The 20,907-nt window shown below is 63.5% G+C and carries 19 protein-coding genes; 9 read left to right on the forward strand and 10 right to left on the reverse strand.

All coding sequences use genetic code 11. The features are described from left to right. Window positions 1-3: 3 nt before the first annotated feature. Window positions 4-1,602: an ABC-F family ATP-binding cassette domain-containing protein gene (locus HMI59_RS11265; RefSeq protein ID WP_021470435.1), complete on the reverse strand. Its 1,599-nt coding sequence runs from the start codon at window positions 1,600-1,602 to the stop codon at window positions 4-6. Between the two features lie 275 nt (window positions 1,603-1,877). Here HMI59_RS11265 and HMI59_RS11270 point away from each other — a divergent pair, with 275 nt between their 5' ends. The 3 genes from HMI59_RS11270 to HMI59_RS11280 are packed head-to-tail and all read left to right on the forward strand — an operon-like array spanning window position 1,878 to window position 3,879. Continuing rightward, window positions 1,878-2,513 (forward strand): biotin transporter BioY, encoded by a 636-nt coding sequence (locus HMI59_RS11270; protein ID WP_193591364.1) that lies wholly within the window; start codon window positions 1,878-1,880, stop codon window positions 2,511-2,513. Then, window positions 2,510-3,232 (forward strand): energy-coupling factor ABC transporter ATP-binding protein, encoded by a 723-nt coding sequence (locus tag HMI59_RS11275; protein ID WP_193591365.1) that lies wholly within the window; start codon window positions 2,510-2,512, stop codon window positions 3,230-3,232. Before HMI59_RS11270 ends, HMI59_RS11275 begins: the two co-directional genes overlap by 4 nt. Then, a complete protein-coding gene (locus HMI59_RS11280; RefSeq protein WP_193591366.1) occupies window positions 3,229-3,879 on the forward strand; it encodes an energy-coupling factor transporter transmembrane protein EcfT in 651 nt (216 codons plus the stop codon). Before HMI59_RS11275 ends, HMI59_RS11280 begins: the two co-directional genes overlap by 4 nt. Here HMI59_RS11280 and HMI59_RS11285 read toward each other — a convergent pair. Together HMI59_RS11285 and HMI59_RS11290 are read right to left on the reverse strand one after the other, a co-directional pair. Further along, on the reverse strand, window positions 3,876-5,117 hold the full coding sequence (locus tag HMI59_RS11285) for a thiolase family protein (protein ID WP_227471353.1): 1,242 nt from the start codon (window positions 5,115-5,117) through the stop codon (window positions 3,876-3,878). The genes HMI59_RS11280 and HMI59_RS11285 overlap by 4 nt on opposite strands. Then, complete coding sequence (locus tag HMI59_RS11290; protein ID WP_193591367.1) at window positions 5,089-6,480, reverse strand: class I adenylate-forming enzyme family protein; 1,392 nt, start codon at window positions 6,478-6,480, stop codon at window positions 5,089-5,091. Before HMI59_RS11290 ends, HMI59_RS11285 begins: the two co-directional genes overlap by 29 nt. Before the next feature lie 61 nt (window positions 6,481-6,541). Here HMI59_RS11290 and HMI59_RS11295 point away from each other — a divergent pair, with 61 nt between their 5' ends. Further along, window positions 6,542-7,441, forward strand: coding sequence for a neutral zinc metallopeptidase (locus tag HMI59_RS11295; RefSeq protein ID WP_193591368.1), 900 nt, complete (start codon window positions 6,542-6,544; stop codon window positions 7,439-7,441). Window positions 7,442-7,519: 78 nt separating this feature from the next. Here HMI59_RS11295 and HMI59_RS11300 read toward each other — a convergent pair whose 3' ends face one another. From HMI59_RS11300 to HMI59_RS11325, 6 genes are read right to left on the reverse strand one after another with little or no spacing between them, the layout of a single operon-like run. Beyond that, a complete protein-coding gene (locus HMI59_RS11300; protein ID WP_021470428.1) occupies window positions 7,520-7,852 on the reverse strand; it encodes a metal-sulfur cluster assembly factor in 333 nt (110 codons plus the stop codon). 13 nt (window positions 7,853-7,865) lie between these two features. After that, entirely contained in the window at window positions 7,866-8,651 is a 786-nt protein-coding gene (gene sufC, locus HMI59_RS11305) for a Fe-S cluster assembly ATPase SufC (protein ID WP_021470427.1), read from the reverse strand. A 45-nt stretch (window positions 8,652-8,696) separates the two neighbouring features. After that, window positions 8,697-9,053 carry a non-heme iron oxygenase ferredoxin subunit gene (locus HMI59_RS11310; protein WP_021470426.1) on the reverse strand — a complete coding sequence of 119 codons (357 nt, stop codon included), beginning with the start codon at window positions 9,051-9,053 and terminating at the stop codon, window positions 8,697-8,699. Window positions 9,054-9,106: 53 nt separating this feature from the next. Then, complete coding sequence (gene sufD, locus HMI59_RS11315; protein ID WP_021470425.1) at window positions 9,107-10,411, reverse strand: Fe-S cluster assembly protein SufD; 1,305 nt, start codon at window positions 10,409-10,411, stop codon at window positions 9,107-9,109. Window positions 10,412-10,413: 2 nt separating this feature from the next. Then, window positions 10,414-11,889 (reverse strand): Fe-S cluster assembly protein SufB, encoded by a 1,476-nt coding sequence (gene sufB / locus HMI59_RS11320; RefSeq protein ID WP_021470424.1) that lies wholly within the window; start codon window positions 11,887-11,889, stop codon window positions 10,414-10,416. Then, window positions 11,889-12,692: a metalloregulator ArsR/SmtB family transcription factor gene (locus tag HMI59_RS11325; RefSeq protein WP_031215925.1), complete on the reverse strand. Its 804-nt coding sequence runs from the start codon at window positions 12,690-12,692 to the stop codon at window positions 11,889-11,891. The genes sufB and HMI59_RS11325 overlap by 1 nt, the downstream gene beginning before the upstream one ends. Window positions 12,693-12,820: 128 nt before the next feature. Between HMI59_RS11325 and HMI59_RS11330 the strand changes: the two genes are divergently transcribed. The 3 genes from HMI59_RS11330 to HMI59_RS11340 are packed head-to-tail and all read left to right on the forward strand — an operon-like array spanning window position 12,821 to window position 15,508. Continuing rightward, entirely contained in the window at window positions 12,821-13,780 is a 960-nt protein-coding gene (locus HMI59_RS11330; protein ID WP_193591369.1) for an ABC transporter ATP-binding protein, read from the forward strand. After that, on the forward strand, window positions 13,777-14,541 hold the full coding sequence (locus HMI59_RS11335; protein ID WP_021470421.1) for an ABC transporter permease: 765 nt from the start codon (window positions 13,777-13,779) through the stop codon (window positions 14,539-14,541). The genes HMI59_RS11330 and HMI59_RS11335 overlap by 4 nt, the downstream gene beginning before the upstream one ends. A gap of 22 nt (window positions 14,542-14,563) precedes the next feature. Beyond that, window positions 14,564-15,508 carry a heme A synthase gene (locus HMI59_RS11340; protein ID WP_193591370.1) on the forward strand — a complete coding sequence of 315 codons (945 nt, stop codon included), beginning with the start codon at window positions 14,564-14,566 and terminating at the stop codon, window positions 15,506-15,508. Window positions 15,509-16,231: 723 nt separating this feature from the next. Here HMI59_RS11340 and HMI59_RS11345 read toward each other — a convergent pair. Then, complete coding sequence (locus HMI59_RS11345) at window positions 16,232-17,194, reverse strand: heme o synthase (RefSeq protein ID WP_021470418.1); 963 nt, start codon at window positions 17,192-17,194, stop codon at window positions 16,232-16,234. Between the two features lie 442 nt (window positions 17,195-17,636). Here HMI59_RS11345 and tkt point away from each other — a divergent pair, with 442 nt between their 5' ends. Together tkt and tal are read left to right on the forward strand one after the other, a co-directional pair. Then, on the forward strand, window positions 17,637-19,754 hold the full coding sequence (gene tkt / locus HMI59_RS11350) for a transketolase (protein WP_193593739.1): 2,118 nt from the start codon (window positions 17,637-17,639) through the stop codon (window positions 19,752-19,754). 31 nt (window positions 19,755-19,785) lie between these two features. Beyond that, on the forward strand, window positions 19,786-20,904 hold the full coding sequence (tal, locus tag HMI59_RS11355; RefSeq protein WP_062096849.1) for a transaldolase: 1,119 nt from the start codon (window positions 19,786-19,788) through the stop codon (window positions 20,902-20,904). The last annotated feature ends 3 nt before the right edge of the window (window positions 20,905-20,907 follow it).

Genomic DNA, 20,907 nt, shown 5'->3' on the forward strand with positions numbered 1-20,907 from the left:
GGCTTACGCCAGCGTGATCAGATCGAGGTAGTCCTCGTTCCAAAGGTCCTCTACGCCGTCGGGAAGCAGCACAACGCGTTCCGGATTGAGCGCTGCAACGGCTCCTTCGTCGTGGCTGACCATGACGACGGCTCCGGTGTAATTCTTCAGGGCGCCCAGGATTTCCGCGCGGCTGGCGGGGTCGAGGTTGTTGGTGGGCTCATCCAGCAGCAGCACGTTCGCGCTGGAAGCGACGATCGTAGCCAAGGCCAAGCGGGTTTTCTCACCGCCGGAGAGCACTCCGGCAGGTTTGTCGACGTCGTCACCGGAGAAGAGGAAGGAACCCAGGATCCCCCGGACCTCCGCATCCTTCATATCGGGTGCGGAGGAACGCATGTTCTCGAGCACCGTGCGGTCGTGGTCCAGGGTTTCGTGTTCCTGCGCGTAGTAGCCGACCTTGAGCCCGTGGCCCGGGATGATCTCTCCCGTATCCGGCTTGTCCACTCCCGCGAGCATGCGCAGCAGCGTCGTTTTGCCTGCACCGTTGAGGCCCAGGATGACCACCTTGGAGCCCCGGTCGATGGCCAGGTCGACGTCCGTGAAGATCTCCAAAGACCCGTAGGACTTGCTCAGCCCCTCGGCGGTCAGCGGAGTCTTGCCGCAGGGCGAGGGCTCAGGGAAGCGCAGGGCTGCTACGCGGTCCTGCTCGCGCACCGCCTCAAGTCCGCTCAACAGACGCTCGGCACGCTTGGCCATGTTCTGGGCCGCCACGGCTTTGGTGGCCTTCGCACGCATTTTGTTGGCTTGGTCCAAAAGGACCTGGGCCTTCTTTTCGGCGTTGGCACGCTCACGGCGGCGGGCACGCTCGTCAGTTTCGCGCTGCTGGAGATACCGCTTCCAGCCCATGTTGTAGTAGTCGATCTGGGCACGGTTGGCGTCGAGGTGGTAGACCTTGTTTACGGTCGCTTCGAGCAGCTCAACGTCGTGGCTGATGACGATCAAGCCGCCTTGGTGGTTCTTAAGGAAGTCACGCAGCCAGCTGATCGAGTCGGCGTCGAGGTGGTTGGTCGGTTCGTCCAGCAGCAGTGTCTCGGCGGACGAGTAGAGGATGCGGGCGAGTTCCACACGGCGCCGCTGGCCACCGGAGAGGGTCTTCAGCGGCTGGTTCAGGATGCGCTCAGGCAGTGCAAGGTTCGAGGAGATGGCAGCCGCTTCAGCCTCGGCTGCGTATCCGCCTCCCGCCAGGAACTCAGCTTCAAGGCGGTCGTAGCGGTTCATGGCCTTGCGCTGGACGGCGGCGTCCTCGCTGGACATCTCGGCCTGGGCCTTCTTGAGCTTGCCGACGACGGCGTCCAGGCCACGGGCCGACAGGATGCGGTCCCGCGCCAGCTGTTCCATGTCCGGGGTGCGCGGGTCCTGTGGGAGGTAGCCGATTTGCCCGCTCCGGGTGACTTTGCCGCCGGCAGGCAGGCCTTCCCCGGCGAGTACACGGGTGAGAGTGGTCTTGCCGGCACCGTTGCGACCGACGAGTCCGATTTTGTCCCCTTTGTCCACCCTGAAGTTGACCTGGTCCATCAGCAGGCGTGCGCCGGCACGAAGTTCTAGGTCCTGGACGTTAATCAATTCGGGTGATGCCTTTCAACGGAGAACGCCTGCGGCACCGGGCAATCCGGTGGAAGCGGCGGGAACTGCTGTGAGAACAGCCTTATCAAGTCTACCGGCAGGCTGGAGGCCAACAAACACGACGGATATTTCCCGGAACACTGCCCCACTCTCCAAAGAACCGCGGCCGGTCTTTGTGGAGAGGCTCCAAAATGGCCTGCCGCCGCGCTCCGTACCCTCGAAAGAGTGGGCAGTGCCCGCTTAAAACGCACCAACTTTTCCGCAGAGGATCCCCAATGACCCAGACCCATTCCACCAAGGGCCCCGGCGCAGCGGCCCGTCGCCGTTGGAACGCCACCGACCTCGGGCTCGTGGCCGTTTTCGCGGCCCTCGTGGCCACCTCCGCCATCGTTCCCGGCATCCCGGTCGGCGCCCTCGGGGTGCCGATCACGCTTGTCACGTTGACGGTGATGCTCAGCGGACTGGTGCTGGGCGCAGGGAGGGGGTTCGCCGCCGTCGGGCTTTATGTCCTGCTGGGTCTGGCGGGCCTGCCGATCTTCAGCGGCGGACGCAGCGGACTTGGCATCCTCGCAACACCGTCTGCCGGCTATATCATCGCTTTTCCCTTGGCCGCGGCAGCCACCGGCTACTTGACGTCGTTGATCATCCGCAAGACGGTACGGTTCCGTGCGGCCCTTCTCTTTGCAGCCACCATGGCCAGCAGCGTCCTGATCATCCACGCACTGGGGATCGTGGGCATGATGGTTAACGGCAAGCTTGACCTTCCCAAGGCCTTCCTCGCGGACCTTCCGTTCTATCCGGGAGATATCCTGAAGAATGTCCTCGCGGTGGTTATCGCGGTGGCACTCCATAAGGCATTTCCTGACGTCCTGGTGCGCCGGGTTAGAAGGGCAGGCTCCACTTCTTCATGAACTCCATCAACTTCAGCAACGTCTCAGTCGCCGTCGCAGTAGATGGCAGCGACGCGCCCAAGACGCTGCTGCAGGATGTAAGCCTCGATCTGCGCGAACGACGGATCGGCGTCATCGGGGCCAACGGCTCCGGGAAGTCCACGCTGCTGCGCCTGGTCAATGGGCTCGTGGAGCCGAGCCAAGGATCAGTCGTGGTCCACGGCCACAACACCGTCCACGACGTCCGCAAGGTCAGGGCAAACGTCGGTTTCGTCTTTACCGATCCCCTCTCCCAACTGGTGATGCCAACAGGCCGCGAGGACGTCGAGTTGTCGCTGAGGCGCAGCATCAAAAACAGGCAGGAGCGGGCTTCCCGCGCAGAGTCCGTTCTGGAACGGTTTGGAATCCTGCACCTGGCGGACCAGAGTATCTACGAACTTTCGGGCGGGGAACGGCAACTGCTCGCGCTGGCAGCCGTGCTGGCGGTCGACCCCGCGGTTCTGGTCCTCGACGAGCCTTCCACGCTGCTGGACCTCAGGAACCGCGAATTGCTGCGCCGCACCATGTCCGGCCTGGAGCAACAAGTCATCATGTCCACGCACGATCTGGACCTCGCCGCCGACATGGACCGCGTGTTGGTGGTCGAAGCCGGGAGGATTGTGTTCGACGGCGGTCCGTCCGCTGCGGTGACACATTACCGTGCGCTGTGCGCGGCGAGCCTGGACGGTCCGGGCCGATGAGGGGGCACGGCTTCCTGCTGGCGAACTACGTCCGTGGAGATTCGCTCATCCACCGCACTCCCCTCTGGGCCAAGTTCCTTGTGGTGGCTGCATGCGGCGCTGCTTCGTTCCTGATCGTCGACTGGCTGGTATCCCTGCTGGTCCTGGCATTTTTGTGCGGGATCTTCCTGCTCACGGGGGCCGGCTTCCGGAGGCTCCTGCGGGCTGTATGGCTGGTAGCGCCGATCCTCCTTGTCATCGGGGCTTTCCAGTGGTGGCAATTGGGCGGCCCTACGGCTGCACGCATCGTGTTGAACGTGCTGGTGTGCGTGGTGGCGGCGTCCATCCTGACGGCCACTACCCCGGTCCAGGACCTGTTGGACGGAGTGGTCCGGTTGGCCCGGCCCTTCCAGCGCTGGGGCGCGGATCCGGAACGTTTTGCCCTCACCATCGCCATCATGCTCCGGAGTATCCCGTTCATAGCCGGTGCCTTCAGCGACGTGCGGGATGCGGCGCGTGCACGCGGATTGGAACGAAACCCGAAGGCCCTCATCCTGCCGGTGTTCATTAGCACTGTTGCCTATGCGCGGCAGACGGGCGACGCCTTGGCCGCACGGGGCCTCGGCGAAGCCGACGATTACGCGGACCCGCCTCCGGGTCGGGGCTAGAACCGACGGTACTTCACCAAGGCCGCGGTACCCATGCCCCCGGCGATGCTGATCATCGCAATACCCGTGACTTCCCGCTGCCGAAGTTCGTAGTCCCGCCGCGCCTGCGCCAGCAGCCGGGTTATCAGGACCGCGCCTGAGGCGCCGTAGGCATGCCCCAAGGCCAGTGCTCCCCCATCGAGGTTGGCGTGTTCAGCGTCAATGCCCAGATGGTCGAGGCAAGCCAGCGTCTGCGAGGCGAAAGCCTCATTGAATTCGACCAGATCCAGCTGCTCCGGACCCATGCCGTGGCGCGCCAACAACTGCTCCGCCGCGAAAGCTGCCCCGATGCCCAGCAACTGTGGGTCGACCCCTGAAGTGCCGCTGTCCAGGACAAGCAGCCCGTCCTTCACGCCCATGAGGCGGGCCCGTCGCAGGGAGGTGACGACGACGGCGGCCGCTGCGTCAGCGTCGAAGCAGGAGTTCGCGGCCGTGACGGACCCTTGCGGTACAAAAGCTGCCGGGAAGCGTTTCATCAGCGCAGGACGAAGGTTGGGCTTGGGGCCGTCGTCCGCGGTTACCGGCCGGCCGTCGACGTCCAAGGGCACTGTTTCGGCAAGGAAGCTGCCAGCAGCTGCCGAAGCGACTGCCCGCTGGTGGCTCCGGAGGGCAAAGTCGTCCTGCCGGTCGCGGCTGATCGCGAAGTGCCGGGCGACGTTCTCGGCCGCCACGCCCATGTCCGGGTCACCGAAGGTAGGCGGCACGAAGGCGGCCCGCGAGTAGAAGTCCAGTCCGCCGTCGTCATTCCTGTGGGCTCGCGCCGGAGCGGTACTGACGCTCTCCACGCCGCCCGCCAGGTACAGTGGATCGCCGCCGGCGGCCACAAGCCGCGAAGCCAGGGCAATTGCGTCCAATCCGGAACCACACTGCCGGTCCACCGTGATACCGGGGACGGAGACAGGCAGGCCTGCCTGGAGGGCGGCAAACCGGGCCACATTGCCGCCACCGCCCACCGCATTGCCCATCATGACGTCGTCCACGTCCGCAGGCTCAGCACCCGTTTGTTCCATCAAGGCTGACAACACGGGCGCCAGCAGATCGGCGGCGCGGAGTTTCTTCAAGGCGCCGTTCGCCCTGCATACCGGTGTACGGAGCGCGGCGATGATCACCGGCTGGCGGGAGTGGTCGATGTCCCCTGAGCGGTCGTTCTGCCCCGACGCCCCGGACTGGTCAGTGAAGGGGCTGGATGCGGGCATCATGGTTTTTTATCCAGTCCAACAGGAGCGAACGGCTGATCTTTCCCCGATCGGTGATGGGCAGTTCGGAAAGGACGTAGTACTGCAGCGGCCATTTGTCCCTGGCCAGCAGACCGTCAAGTCCGGTACGCAATTGCGTCGCCGTCACCGCGCCATAGGCGGGTACGACGGCGGCAATCACCTTTTGGCCGCGGACGTCATCCGGTGCTCCTGCCGCAACGGCTACCTCAATCCCCGGAACTGACGCCAAGGCAAGTTCGACCTCGTGCGGATAAACGTTCTTCCCGGCTGTGATGATCATGTCCGAACGCCGCCCAAGAATGTGGAGCACGCCGCCTTCAAGGTAGCCCTGGTCCCCTACGGTGTACCAACCGTCCAAGCATCGGAGGGCCTGGCCGTCGTCACCCCAGAGGTACCCGTTGCTGACCATTCCGCTGCGGACGCTGATGTTGCCGTGTGAGCCGTCCGGCACGGGCACCCCGTCATCATCCAGGATGCTCAGTTCCACCCCCGGGAACGGGCGCCCGATGCCCGTTCCTCCCACGTCCAGAGGTTGACCCGCTGCCAAGCGGGTTCCGGAAACAAAGCTGAGTTCGGACGCGCCGTAGTACTCGTAGAGCGCTGCGTTTGGTGCCCACCTGCGGGCCGCTTCAAGGGTGCGTGCATCCAGCTTGGAACCTGCGCAGATGATGCTGCGGACGCCGGAGGCATCCACGTCGCCGGCCAGGCCGCGTTCGCTCAGCAAACGCAGCATGGTCGGCGTCACGATCAACCGCGTGATGCCGTCGTGGCTGATCGCGGCGTGGGCATCGCCGACGTCAAAGGATTCAAGGGTGTAAAAGGCCGAGCCGGCGTAGAGACACTCTGACAAGGCATAAAGGTTGAGGCTGGAAGAAAGTGGACCTGCGGCGAGGGTGCGGTCGTCTTGCGTAAGACCGAAGAATTCGATGGAGGCGTCGAAGGAAACGCGCCACGAATGCCTCGAACGGGTGAACGCCTTGGGCACCGAGGTGGTTCCGGACGTGAGCCCGACAAGGAACGTCGATGAAGGATCGCCGTCACACAGCACACCGCCGGCATCCCGGCCCGATCCCGTGATGCGCGAAGCGACCTCGTCGATCATCGCCGGTGGCCACGACGGATCCAGGACCGCGCACCGGCGCTCCCCCGCCAAAGCCGCAGCGTAACGGGCCACGAACTCCGTGGAATTTCGCTCGGCGAGGACCGTGGCGTCGGACGTGGTGGCGAGCAACCCGGTTGCTGCGTCGCGCAACTCCGACCAGGAGAGCCTGCTGCGCCCGACCACCACGGCAGTGTGGTGGGGGCGGTCATCGGCCCACAGTTGAAGGTTGTTCAGGAAAGGCATCCCCGCAATTTTACGGCAGTGTGCGCCATCGGACACCAATAGTGACGTCTATTCTGACTGTATGAGTTTCAATGACGGCGCACAGCTTGATCCATCGCAGGTAGAAGACAGACGCGGCAGCGGGCTGGGCCGTGGGACCAAGATTGGAGGCGGAATCGGTGGCGGGATCGTAGTACTGCTGCTGGCGCTCCTTGGCTTCAATCCCAACATCCTTGGGGACCTGGGTGGCGGCAGCCAGCCGCCGGCCATAGAAAGCGGCAGCGGCGGCGGTGTCAACGAATGCCGGACAGGCGCCGACGCCGACAAGCGCCTGGATTGCCGCATCACGGGAACCGTGAACAGCCTCAACGCTTTCTGGCCTGCATACCTCGCCGACTACAACGTCCGGTACTCGCAGCCGGGAACCGTCATCTTCGACCAGGCCACCAACACCGGCTGTGGAGCGGCCACGACTGCCGTTGGCCCCTTCTACTGCCCGGCGGATGTCAAGGCCTACTTCGATCCGGGCTTCTTTGACGAACTGGTCACCCGATTCGGTTCCTCCGGCGGGCCACTGGCCCAGGAGTATGTGGTGGCTCACGAGTTCGGACACCACGTGCAGAACATCCTCGGCAACCTGGACCGCGCCCAGCAGGACCCGCAGGGACCGCAGTCCGGAGCCGTTCGCGTGGAACTCCAGGCCGACTGCTACGCAGGGCTCTGGGTCCGCCACGCCTCCTCGCAGGCGGACCCAGCCACGGGCCAGCCCTTCCTGGATCCCATCACGCAGCAAGACCTGCAGGATGCCCTGTCGGCTGCATCCGCCGTCGGCGATGACCGCATCCAGCAAGCGGCCACGGGCAGGGTCTCACCCGAATCCTGGACCCATGGTTCCAGCGAACAGCGGCAGAAGTGGTTCTACCAGGGCTACTCCACCGGCGACATCAACAAGTGCGACACGTTCGGCGTTGCAGTGCCATAGCGGTTGCCACCACGCAAAAGCGGCTCCGGGCACAATGCCCGGAGCCACTTTTGTGTCCGCATTCAGCGGAAAGTTTGATCAGATGTTGAAGCCGAGGGCCCGCATCTGGTCTTTGCCGTCGTCGGTGATCCGCTCGGGACCCCATGGCGGCATCCATACCCAGTTCAGGCGCCAGTCATCGACGATGCCGTCCAAGGACTTGCCCACCTGCTCTTCCAACACGTCGGTCAGCGGGCAGGCCGCCGTCGTCAGTGTCATGTCGATCAGGAGCGCGCCGTCTTCATCGGAGTACTTGAGCCCGTAGAGCAGGCCCAGGTCAACGACGTTGACACCAAGTTCGGGGTCGATGACGTCCTTGAGCGCTTCCTCGACGTCCTCGAGGCTGGTGCGCGCAGCGTTGATTTCGGTCATAAGGTGATCCTAACTAGGCCTGAGCGGCAGGAGCAACAGCGACGCCCGAACCTGCGGCGTAGCGATCGTAACCCTCTTCTTCGAGACGGTCGGCGAGCTCCGGGCCGCCTTCTTCGACAACTCGGCCGTCAACGAATACGTGGACGAAGTCCGGCTTGATGTAGCGCAGGATGCGGGTGTAGTGGGTGATGAGCAGGGTGCCCATGTTGCCCTGTGCATGGGCGCGGTTCACACCTTCGGAGACAACCTTGAGTGCGTCGACGTCCAGGCCGGAGTCGGTCTCATCCAGGACAGCGAACTTCGGCTTGAAGAGCTCGAGCTGAAGGATCTCGACGCGCTTCTTCTCGCCACCGGAGAAGCCTTCGTTGACGTTGCGCTGGGCGAAGTCGGCGTCGATGCGGAGTTCCTGCATGGCAGCCTTGACATCCTTGGTCCAGGTGCGGAGGGCAGGGGCCTCGCCATCGATGGCGGTCTTGGCGGTGCGCAGGAAGTTCGTCATGGTGACGCCCGGAACCTCAACCGGGTACTGCATCGCCAGGAAAACGCCCGCACGGGCACGCTCGTCGACGCTCATTTCCAGGACGTCTTCACCGTCGAGGGTGATGCTGCCGCTGGTGACCGTGTAACGCGGGTGGCCTGCGATGGTGGAGGCAAGGGTGGACTTGCCCGAGCCGTTCGGACCCATGATGGCGTGGGTTTCGCCGGTCCTGATGGTCAGGCTGACGCCCTTCAGGATCTCCTTGGTGCCCTGCTCAGTCTCGATGCTGACGTGCAGGTCCTTGATCTCAAGAGTAGACATGCTCTTCTTTCTTTCCGTTCGTAAGTCTGGAGGTACTCGGCGCGCTCAGTAGTTGTTGACCGGGGCGCCGTTCACAACGTTGGTCACGTCCACGTAGACGTCGTCGCCATCGATGGTGACGGCGAAAACGGGGACGGGGTCGTAGGCAGGCAACTGAAGGGGCTGGCCGCTGCGCAGGTCGAACTGGGAACCGTGGCCCCAGCATTCGATGGCGCAGCCTTCGACCTCGCCCTCGGACAATGAGATGTCAGCGTGCGAGCAGGTGTCGCCGACGGCGTGGATTTCGCCCATCGAGTCCTTGACGATGGCTACCGGGTAGTCGTCGATCAGGACACGCAACGCCTGCTTGACCTTGATGTCGTTGGCGTTGCAAACCAGTTCGCCTTTGATGTGATCACTCATGTTTGTTCTGATGCCTGTCGTGTCGGGAGACGCTGGTTGTCTGTCCCAGAGAGTTAGTTGTCTGTCGCAGCGAGTTCGCGCTCAACCGCAGCGGTCAGGCGTTCCTCGATGGCCGGGACCTTGATCTTCTGGATGATTTCGTTGAGGAAGCCGCGGACCACGAGCCTGCGGGCAACATCTTCCGGAATACCGCGCGCCATGAGGTAGAACAGGTGCTCATCATCAAAACGGCCGGTGGCGCTGGCATGGCCCGCACCCTCGATGAGGCCGGTTTCGATCTCGAGGTTCGGCACGGAGTCAGCGCGGCAGCCATCGGTCAGGACCAGGTTCTGGTTCTTCTCGTAGCTGTCAGTGCCCTCGGCGTTCTTCTGGATCAGAACGTCGCCAACCCACACCGTGTGTGCACCCTTGCCCTGGAGAGCGCCCTTGTACAGGACGTTCGACACGCAGTTGGGCTGTGCGTGGTCAACGAAGGTGCGGTGCTCCAGGTGCTGTCCTGCATCGGCAAAGTAAAGGCCGAAGAGTTCGGCCTCGCCACCGGGGGCGGCAAAGCGTGCCGTCGGCGTCACCCGGACAAGGTCGCCGCCAAGGCTGACCACGATGTGCTTGAACTTGGCGTCGCGGCCGATCTTCGCCTGCTGCGACGACGCGTGAACGGAGTCGTCGTTCCATTCCTGCAGGGAAACGACGGTGAGGTCGGCGCCGTCTTCGACGATGATCTCCACGTTCTCGGACACGACGGCTGAGCCTTCATGGCCCAGGACAAGCACGGCCTTGGAGAACTTCTGCGCAACCACAACCACGTGCTGGGCAGCTGCCTCGGTGCCGGCGCCCGCGAGGGTCACCGTGATCTCCGACTCAAGCGACGTCTCCGAAGGAACCGTGATGACCGTGGCTTCCTTGAAGTTTGCCCAGGCGTTGGCGGAAACCCGGTCTTCCGGAATGCCGGCCAGGCCGATGCGCTGGTCATCGCGGCCCACGGTCTCCACCGTGACACCGGCAGGGGCGGACACAGTGGTGGTGGGAGCTGCGCCGGTCAAGGCCTCAGTGTGGAGGCCGCGCAGGCGGCGAAGCGGCGTGAAGCGCCAGTCTTCTTCCAAGCCGGTCAATGCCTTGAAATCGTTCAGTTCATAAGAGGTCAAACGACCGGCCCGGGAGCTGTCCGGAACGCCGACGCCGCCGCCATGCGAATGGCTCTTGGCCGAAGCGCCCGCGAGCGGACCTGCGGAAGGCTGTTCCGCCGTCGAACCTGACGCGTTGATGGGCGAAAGATTCTCGCCCTCCTCCGTGAAGCCGTCGATAAAGGGTTGGGCTGAAGGCGCGCCGATACGGGCCTTTTCGGTAGTGATATCAGTCATTGTTAACCGACGGATCCTTCCATCTGAAGTTCAATCAAGCGGTTCAGCTCGAGGGCGTATTCCATGGGCAGCTCGCGGGCGATCGGCTCAATGAAGCCGCGCACGATCATGGCCATGGCCTCGTCCTCCGGCATGCCGCGGGACATCAGATAGAACAGCTGCTCTTCGCTGACGCGTGAAACGGTGGCTTCGTGGCCCAGTACGACGTCGTCCTCGCGGATGTCGATGTACGGGTAGGTGTCCGAACGGGAGATCGTGTCCACCAGGAGGGCATCACAGCGGACCGTGTTGGCTGAGTGCTTTGCGCCCTCGCGGACCTGGACCAGGCCGCGGTAGGCAGCACGGCCGCCACCGCGGGCCACCGACTTGGAGATGATGGAGCTCTTGGTGTTCGGCGCGATGTGGACCATCTTGGAGCCGGTGTCCTGGTGCTGCCCCTCACCGGCGAAGGCGATGGACAGGGTTTCGCCCTTGGCGTGCTCGCCAACCAGGTAAACTGCCGGGTACTTCATGGTCACCTTGGAACCGATGTTGCCATCGACCCACTCCATGGTGGCGCCTTCTTCGCAGATGGCGCGCTTGGTGACGAGGTTGTACACGTTGTTGGACCAGTTCTGGATGGTCGTGTAGCGGACGCGGGCGCCCTTCTTCACGATGATCTCCACAACGGCCGAGTGCAGTGAATCCGAGGTGTAGATCGGAGCCGTGCAACCCTCGATGTAGTGCACATAGGAGTCTTCGTCCGCGATGATCAGCGTACGTTCGAACTGGCCCATGTTCTCCGTGTTGATGCGGAAGTAGGCCTGCAGCGGGATCTCTACGTGGACACCCTTGGGCACGTAAACGAAGGAACCGCCGGACCAGACCGCGGTGTTCAACGAAGCGAACTTGTTGTCACCCACCGGAATGACCGTGCCGAAGTACTCCTGGAAGATCTCCGGGTGCTCCTTCAGTGCGGTATCCGTGTCCAGGAAGATGACGCCCTGGGCTTCCAGGTCCTCGCGGATCTGGTGGTAAACAACCTCGGACTCGTACTGTGCGGCCACACCGGAAACGAGGCGGCTGCGCTCAGCTTCGGGGATGCCGAGCTTCTCGTAGGTGTTCCGGATGTCCTCCGGAAGGTCTTCCCACGTTGCAGCCTGCTTCTCCGTGGACCGGACGAAGTACTTGATGTTGTCGAAGTCGATGCCGGAGAGGTCTGCACCCCACGTAGGCATGGGCTTGCGATCGAAGTACTTCAGGCCCTTCAGGCGCAGGTCGAGCATCCATTCGGGCTCGCTCTTCTTCTCGGAGATGTCACGGACAACCTCCTCGCTCAGGCCACGGCGGGCATTGGCGCCGACGTCGTTCTTGTCGGCCCAGCCGTATTCGTAGTTGCCGATACCGTGCAACTCGGGATTCTTTTCCAGAATCTCCGAGATCACAGTGCCGTCAGCTACTGCCTTCTCTGCTGTTCCTTCAGCTAATTGACCCGTCATCACGGCCTTTCTTGCTGGTTGTTTGATTCCTGGGACGGGCTTCCCGCCGGCACTGCAGTGCCTGGGAGCACTGTGGCCGAGGGGCGCCCGGTAGGTATATGGGTGGTGCAGACGTGACCGCCTTGCGCCAAAGTGGACAGCCGGCGCACGTCGACGCCCACCAAACGGGAAAACACTTTGGTCTCCGTATCGCAGAACACCGGGAATTCGGCAGCCAGTTGCTGGATTGGGCAATGGCCCTGGCACAACTGGACGCTGGAGAATTCGGCGGGCAACGGAGCTTTGGCTTCAATCGAGTGTGCCGACGCTACGTAGCCGTCGCGGCTGAGTGCCTGGGACAGTGCCATGGCGCGCGAGGTGATGTCGTCCCCGGCAGCTTCCACCTCGGGTGCGTAGCGGCTCTCCAGCTCAGCGAAACGTTCCTCCGCATACTCACGGACGGCGTCTGCTCCGGCGATGGCCTCGAGCTTGCGCAGGGCCGAGCTTGCGATGTTCAGGTAATCGTCCCCGAGCTTTGACTGGCCCTGGGAACTCAGGACATAGCGGCGTGCCGGGCGTCCGGCACCGGAGCCGGCCTTCGCCACCCGCTTCACCTCGATGACGCCGTTGCGCTCAAGGTGGTCGAGGTGCCTCCTGACAGCGGCCGGCGTGAAGCCCAGCAGATCGCCCAGTTCGGCGGCGCTGACCGGACCGTTTTCGAGCACGGCGCTGAGCACGCGGTCGCGCGTGCGATCTTCAGCGTCCGGCAGCGCGGGAGCCGCCATGGGGGCTCCGGCTGGTGCCGCATGCCGCTTTGATGGCATGGAAACGGGGGTGCTCACGGAATACACAACATAATCATGTCGTAATTTGTTTCCGGTCTCTAGTAAGGCGAGACTGACCTCACCTTCCCAACCGCATGTGACCGTACTACTTCGCGTAGAATACTTTGGTGCGATCCACCGACTCCCCTGTCCTCAGCATAGACGGACTCGTCAAGGATGTGGGCCCCCTGGCCTCCCTCGACGGCAAGATGCTCCGTGTAGTGAGTGACCTTTCCCTTGTGGCCGGTCGCGGCGAAATCACCGCGCTCCTAGGTGCAAACGGGGCCGGTAAGACCACCACCCTGGAATGCGCACAAGGCCTGCAAAAACGCACCGGAGGCGCCATCTCCCTCCTTGGCCAGGATCCTGATACCGCAGGTGCGGAACTGAGGTCCCGCGTCGGCGTGATGCTCCAGGACGGCGGCCTCCCGCCGTCGGCCCGTCCCCTGCCGTTGCTGCGGCATATTGCCGGCATGTACCAAAAGCCCATGGACCTGGGCCTCCTTGTTGACCGTTTGGGCATCGACCAGTTCAGCCGGACGTCCGTGCGCCGCCTCTCCGGCGGGCAGAAGCAGCGGCTGGCCCTGGCGGCAGCCCTGGTGGGCAACCCCGAGATCCTCTTCCTCGACGAGCCGAGCGCCGGACTGGATCCGCAGTCGCGCCAGATCGTCTTCGAGCTCATTGCCGAGCTCCGCGACGCCGGCATGGGTATTGTCCTGACGACCCATTTGATGGATGACGCGGAACGGTTGGCCGATTACGTTTACATCATCGACGGCGGCCACAACGTCGCTGAAGGCACTGTCGCGGAGTTGCTGGCCCAGGAGCATTCAGCGGATATCGCCGACAGGACCCTGTACTTCGACATTCCGCCAGGGCTCGAACTGGGGGCTGCCCTCAGTGCCGAACTGCAGGTGACGCAGACCCGTGCGGGAAGTTTCACTGTCAGCGGGGCACTAACACCGGCGGACCTTGCTTCGCTGGCAGCCTGGTGGGCGGAAAAGGACATCTTGCCTGCATCGCTTCGCCTTGAGGCAAGGAGCCTCGAGGACGTATTCCTGGACATTTCCGGAAGGGATCTTCGATGAGCCCGCTCCTCGGCACCAATGCAGGTCCCGCATCCCTGACGCGACGCATCCTGCAGCAGGGACGCTACGAGACCATCACCATGCTCCGCAACGGCGAGCAACTCATCCTGGCCATCATCCTGCCGCTCCTTGCATTGCTTGGATTGGTTGTCACGCCGCTGCTGGACGGTTTGGGCGGTGCTCGTGTGGACATCGCCACCCCCGGCATCCTTGCCCTCTGCGCCATGTCCACGGCGTTCACCGGACAAGGCATCGCCACCGGCTTCGACCGCCGCTACGGGGTACTTCGGTTCCTTTCCACCACTCCCCTGGGCCGCGGCGGGCTCATCGCCGGCAAGATCCTCGCGGTGTTGGTGGTGTTGTTCCTCCAAGTGGTGGTGGTCGGCGTCATCGCAGCGTTCCTGGGGTGGCAACCCCACCCGTCCGGTTGGCTTCCCGGGCTCGCGATCCTGGTTTTGGGCGCCGCGGCTTTCACGGCCCTGGGCCTCCTGGTAGCGGGCACCGTCCGTCCCGAGGCAACGCTTGCCATCACCAACTTGTTGTGGATCCTGCTGGGCGCACTGGGCGGCATTGTGGTTCCCGCCGAACGCTTGCCGGGCCTCGCCCAGGCCATTGTGCATTTCCTGCCCTCCGGGGCGTTGGGAGAAGCACTCCGGGACGCTTTCCAGTATGGATTGGTTCCCGTCCCCGCCGTCGTAGTCCTCTTGCTGTGGACGGTTCTTGCCGGAGCCGCAGCCATCCGCTGGTTCAAGTGGAACTGACCCCAGAAGAATCGAGAATCCTGTGAGCACGGCATCGCGCCTTCCAAAGACCGTACAGCGGCTTACGTCCAAGCTGCCCACGGAGGTGAACCGCACCGTACGCCGCCTGGCGGTCCTCTCCTTGATCGGCCAGACAGTCCTTGTAGTCACCGGTGGTGCCGTGCGCCTGACCGCATCCGGGCTGGGCTGCCCGACCTGGCCGCGTTGCACCGATGACTCCCTGGTCAACACCCCTGAGATGGGCATTCATGGCTTCATTGAGTTCGGCAACAGGCTCCTGACGTTCGCCCTTGCCGCGGTAGCCGCGTTGATGCTCGTCTACTTGTGGAACCTCCGCAAGGAACGCCGGGACCTCTTCCTGCTTGCCTTGGGCCTGCTCGCAAGCATCCCTGCGCAAGCAATCATCGGTGGCATCACGGTCCTTTCCGGCCTCAACCCGTGGGTGGTCGGGCTGCATTTCCTCGTCTCCATGGCGCTGGTTGTCGTTGCCACGCTCCTGGTCAACAGGGCATTTGGCCGGACCGGGCGGTTCATGAACAGGACGCTTGCACCGCTCCCGTCCATCCTCCGTCCCGCGATGATGGCCGTCCTGGTCTTCTCCACCATCGCGGTCATGCTCGGCGTGGTGGTGACGGGTGCCGGCCCCCACGCCGGCGACGCCGACGCTCCCCGGAACGACCTCGACTGGGACCTGTTCTCCCACATCCACGCCATCCCGGCCTACGTCATCACGGCTGGCTCGCTGTTCGCCGGCTACATGGTGTTGCGGCACAAAATCAGCGGCCCCTTCCGTACGGCTGCCTTCCTCATGCTCGCGGTCACAGCTCTCCAGGCAGTCATTGGCTTCACGCAGTACTACAACGGCATCCCCGCGCTGCTGGTGGGTGCCCACATGCTGGGTGCGGCACTGCTCATGAGTGCCTCGACCAACGCTGCAGACCTCGCCAAGGCCAGCCCCGTTAAGTAGCCGGAGGCACCCTGTAACTCGGGCGTTCCTCTGTCATGTCCCGTCGGTTTTCGGGCGTTCCTCTGTCAGGTCCCGTCGGGGTTTGGAGGTTCCTCTGTCACGTCCCGTCGGGGTTTTCGAGGATGCTCTCCCATGACGCAGACGGGACTCGGGCAGCTGCATCCGGGGGCTGCCGCCAGGACTTCAAATTCGAGGTGGAATTCTTGGCACTCCTGCTCAGCGTGCGGGACGGCTTGGGGTCTGATCTCGGACGGTGATCACGAAAACTCACGCCGGAGTGCCGGCGTCGGGCTTTTTACGTTCCGGCGTCTGGACGACATGACCGGACGGCCTCAGTCGCAGAGGAAACGGCCACGCGCGTTGGGATGTGCCAGAGGAAACGGCCACCCGGGTTGGGATGTGGGAGAGGAAACGGCTCCGCGCGTTGGGATGTGGGAGAGGAAACGGCTACCCGGGTTGGGATGTGACAGAGGAAACGGCCACCCGGGTTGGGATGTGGGAGAGGAAACGGCTAATCGCGTGGGGATGTGCGAGAGGAAACGGCTAATCGCGTTGGGATGTGACAGAGGAAACGGCTAATCGCGTTGGGATGTGGGAGAGGAAACGGCTACCCGGGTTGGGATGTGACAGAGGAACGTTGGGCGGGCAACAACAAAGCCCGACGGCGACGCTCAGGGGCGAGCGTCGACGTCGGGCTGTGGCGGGTTGGGCCGCTTTAGGCGACTAGCCGCCGATGAGGGGTGAGCCGACGAACGGGTCCACGGCCAAGGCGATGAAGAGCAGTGTCAGGTAGCTGATGGAGCCGTGGAAAACCTTCATTGCGCCCTTGTTGGAGACGTCCCCGCCCTGTGCCCGTTTGTAGAGGGCGTGGCTTTCGTAGAGGAACCAGGCGCCGGTGGCAACGGCCGCGATGGTGTAAACCCACCCTGCTCCACCCACCGGAATCATCAGCAGCGAGCAGGCCACCATGGCCCAGGCGTATAGGACAACCTGCACCGAGACGACCTTGGCGCCCGCAATCGCCCCGAGCATGGGGACCTTGGCGTTCCGGTAGTCCTCGCCGTAGCGCATGGACAGCGGCCAATAGTGCGGCGGAGTCCACAGGAAAATCACCATGAACAGTACGATGGCCGGCCATTCAACGGTGTTGGTGACTGCGGACCATGCGATGAGGACGGGGAAACAACCTGCCGCGCCTCCCCAGACGATGTTCTGGGCGGTGCGGCGCTTGAGGATCATCGTGTAGATGACCACGTAGAAAACGATCGCGCCGAGGCCCAGCCAAGCGGAGAGCGGGTTGGCGCCGAACCACAGGATGGCGATGGAGGCCGCACCGAGGAGCCATGCGAAGACAATCGCTTCACGCGGGCTGACCTCACCGGTGACCAGCGGCCGCTTTTCCGTGCGGTGCATGAGTTTGTCGATATCGCGGTCGATGTAGCAGTTGAACACGCCTGCGCTGCCGGCAGCGAAGGCACCTCCGACGAGGGTTGCCAGCATGAGCCCGATGGACGGGAATCCCCGCTGGGCAAAGATCATGGTGGGCAACGTGCTCACCAGAAGGAGTTCTATGACGCGCGGTTTGGTGAGAGCCAGATACGCCTTGAGCTTGCGGGAAAATCCAATGCTTCCCCGGGCCGGGGTCGCGTTGACGGGCGTATCAGTTGTGCTCACGACGGCAGTCACTCTGTTCTATGCTCTCGGGGTTTGCGCAGCGGCAGCGTCCTGATTCGCGGAAATGAACCGCGGGCGCGCGAGCCACTGGAGGCCTCCAAATATCATACCGTGGCCGGAAGCGGGCCCATGTCCGCAAAATACGCCAATGTTTCTGACTCTTCACTACCGGCTGACGCCATGGTGATTCATAAAAGCTGTTTTTCTGTCCAGTTAGTGGGATTTCCTGAGCTTTGGACCACATTTAGGGCTAAGCTGTGAAGCAGATCAGCGCGCGTCGATCTTCCGGGAAACCGTATTCTCGGGCTGTCCGTGTGTCTGGAAGAAAGATCAACGTTTCAATGGTGAACGGCTGGTAGACACATTGCAGCGGGCGCCATCTGAGCTTCCTGCGCGGTCGTGTATCCGCTATCCCGCCGTCAGCACAGAGAGGGGCTCGGTTTTCGTGCCACATTTGGAAGAGCAAGAACTGTCCTGGACCGATCTGGACCAGAAGGCTGTTGACACCGTTCGCGTGTTGGCTGCCGACGCTGTGGAGAAGGTCGGGAACGGCCACCCGGGTACGGCCATGAGCCTGGCGCCCGCGGCTTACCTGCTCTTCCAGAAGCTGATGCGCCACGACCCCAAGAACCCTGAGTGGATTGGCCGCGACCGGTTCATCCTCTCCCCCGGCCACACCTCCCTGACGCTCTACATCCAGTTGTTCCTCTCGGGTTACGGCCTGGAACTGAAGGACCTTGAGGCGTTGCGTACCTGGGGCTCCCTAACCCCGGGCCACCCCGAGTACAAGCACACCGCAGGCGTGGAAATCACCACCGGCCCGCTGGGCCAGGGCCTCGCGTCCTCGGTCGGGTTCGCTTACTCCCAGCGCCGCCAGCGCGGCCTGTTCGACGCCGGTGCTCCCGCCGGCGAGTCGCCGTTCGACCACACCATCTGGGTCATCGCTTCCGACGGCGACCTGCAGGAAGGCGTGACCTCCGAGGCTTCCTCGTTGGCCGGCCACCAGGAACTGGGCAACCTCGTAGTGATCTATGACGAGAACCACATCTCGATCGAAGACGACACCGACGTTGCGTTCACCGAGGACGTCCTGAAGCGTTACGAAGCTTACGGCTGGCACACCCAGCGCGTGGACTGGACCAAGACCGGCGAGTACGTCGAAGATGTCCAGGAGCTCTACTCAGCCCTGCTGAAGGCCAAGGCAGAGACCACCAAGCCGTCCATCATCTCGCTGCGCACCATCATCGGTTACCCGGCCCCGAAGAAGCAGAACACCGGCAAGATCCACGGTTCGGCCCTCGGTGCGGAAGAAGTGGCCGCGCTGAAGTCGGTCCTCGGTTTTGATCCTGCGAAGTCCTTCGAGGTCGATGAAGAGGTTCTCGCCCACGCCCGCAAGGTAGTTGAGCGTGGTTCCGAAGAGCGCGCTGCCTGGCAGAGCAAGTTCGAGGCATGGCAGGCGTCCAACCCGGATGGTGCCGCACTGCTGGAGCGCATCGAGGCCAAGAAGCTGCCCGTGGGTATCGACGCAGCCCTGCCGGTGTTCGAGGCGGGCAAGGACGTTTCCACCCGTGCAGCTTCGGGCAAGGTCCTGAACGCGATCGGCCCGGTCCTTCCTGAGCTCTGGGGCGGTTCTGCCGACCTCGCCGAGTCCAACAACACCACGATCGAGGGCTCGCCGTCGTTCATCCCCACCTCGCGTTCCACCGACGCTTGGAAGGGCAACCCGTACGGTCGTGTGCTGCACTTCGGTATCCGCGAGCACGCTGCTGCGTCCATTGTGAACGGCATCGCCCTGCATGGCCGCACCCGTGCGTTCTCCGGCACGTTCCTGATCTTCTCTGACTACCAGCGCCCGGCCATCCGCCTCGGCGCCCTGATGGGTGTTCCCTCGCTGTACGTCTGGACGCACGACTCCATCGGCCTGGGCGAAGACGGTCCCACCCACCAGCCTGTGGAGCAGCTCGCTTCCCTGCGCGCCATCCCCGGCCTGGATGTTGTCCGCCCGGGCGACGCCAACGAGGTTGCCGCAGCCTGGAAGGTCATGCTGGAGAACCACGAGAACCCGGCAGGCATCGTCCTGACCCGCCAGAACATCCCCACGTATGCACGCGGTGAAGGTGAAGCCAGCGGTGACACGTTCGCGTCCACCGCCGGCGTGGCAAAGGGCGGCTACGTCCTGGCCGAAGCTTCCAAGGGCGGCGAAACGGTTGACGCCCAGGTGATCCTGATCGGCACCGGTTCCGAGGTCCAGCTCGCCGTCGCAGCCCGCGAAGCCCTCCAGGCCGAAGGCATCGCCACCCGCGTTGTCTCCATGCCGTGCGTTGAGTGGTTCAACAAGCAGGACGAGGCATACCGCGAGTCCGTCCTTCCGTCCGATGTGAAGGCACGCGTTTCCGTCGAAGCCGGCCTTGCCCAGGGATGGCGCGAATTCGTTGGGGACGCCGGCCGTTCCATCAGCCTTGAGCACTTCGGCGCCTCCGCCGACTACAAGCGGCTCTTCACGGAGTTCGGCATCACCGCCGAAGCCGTTGCAGCCGCTGCCAAAGACTCGCTCGCAGCCGTCAACGCATAACTGACTGCGAACTTCGAAGGAGATAAAAGACATGACCAGCACTCCCACGCAGCAACTCTCCGACGCCGGCGTTTCCATCTGGCTCGATGACCTCTCCCGCACCCGCCTGGACACTGGCACGCTGCAGAAACTCATCGACGAGAAAAACGTCGTTGGCGTAACCACCAACCCGTCCATCTTCCATGCCGCGATCACCGCCGGCACGGACTACGACGCGACCATCGCAGCGAAGGCTGCAGAGGGTGCCAGCGTTGAAGAAACAATCTTCGCCATCACCACCACCGATGTCGCCGACGCCTGCGACCTCTTCGCACCTGTCGCTGCCGCCACCAATGGTGTCGACGGCCGCGTTTCCATCGAGGTGGACCCCCGCCTCGCTTGGGACACGGAAGGCACGATCGCCGAAGCGAAGCAGCTGTACGCCACGGTGAACAAGGACAACGTCCACATCAAAATCCCCGCGACGCTCGAGGGCCTCGAGGCCATCACGGCCGTCCTGGCCGAGGGCATCAGCGTCAACGTGACACTGATCTTCTCCCTGGAGCGTTACCGGGCAGTCATCAACGCTTTCCAGTCCGGCTTGGAGCAGGCGAAGGAAAACGGACACGACCTCTCCAAGATCCACTCGGTGGCATCTTTCTTCGTCTCCCGCGTGGACACCGAGATCGACAAGCGCCTGGACGCCATCGGCACCGAAGAGGCCAAGGCACTCAAGGGCAAGGCCGGTGTGGCCAACGCCCGTCTTGCCTACCAGGTCTACGAAGAGCTGTTCTCCACCGAACGCTGGGCAGTCCTGGCAGAGGCCGGAGCCCTTCCCCAGCGTCCGCTGTGGGCCTCCACCGGCGTCAAGGATCCGGCCTACCCGGATACCCTCTACGTCACCGAGCTTGTTGCCCCCGGGGTCGTCAACACCATGCCCGAGAAGACCCTCGACGCAACCTTCGACCACGGCGTGGTTACCGGGGACACCGTGACCGGTACCTACGAAGAGGCCAACAGCACCCTTGATGCCCTCGAGAAGCTCGGCGTTTCCTACAACGACGTCGTGGCCCTCCTTGAGTCAGAAGGTCTGGATAAGTTCGTGGCCAGCTGGAAGGAACTGCTGGCCGACGTCGAAGGCGCACTTGCAACTGCACGGAAGGCTTCCTAACCA

This window comes from Paenarthrobacter sp. YJN-5 (genome assembly GCF_015040095.1).
GTDB lineage: Bacteria > Actinomycetota > Actinomycetes > Actinomycetales > Micrococcaceae > Arthrobacter > Arthrobacter ureafaciens.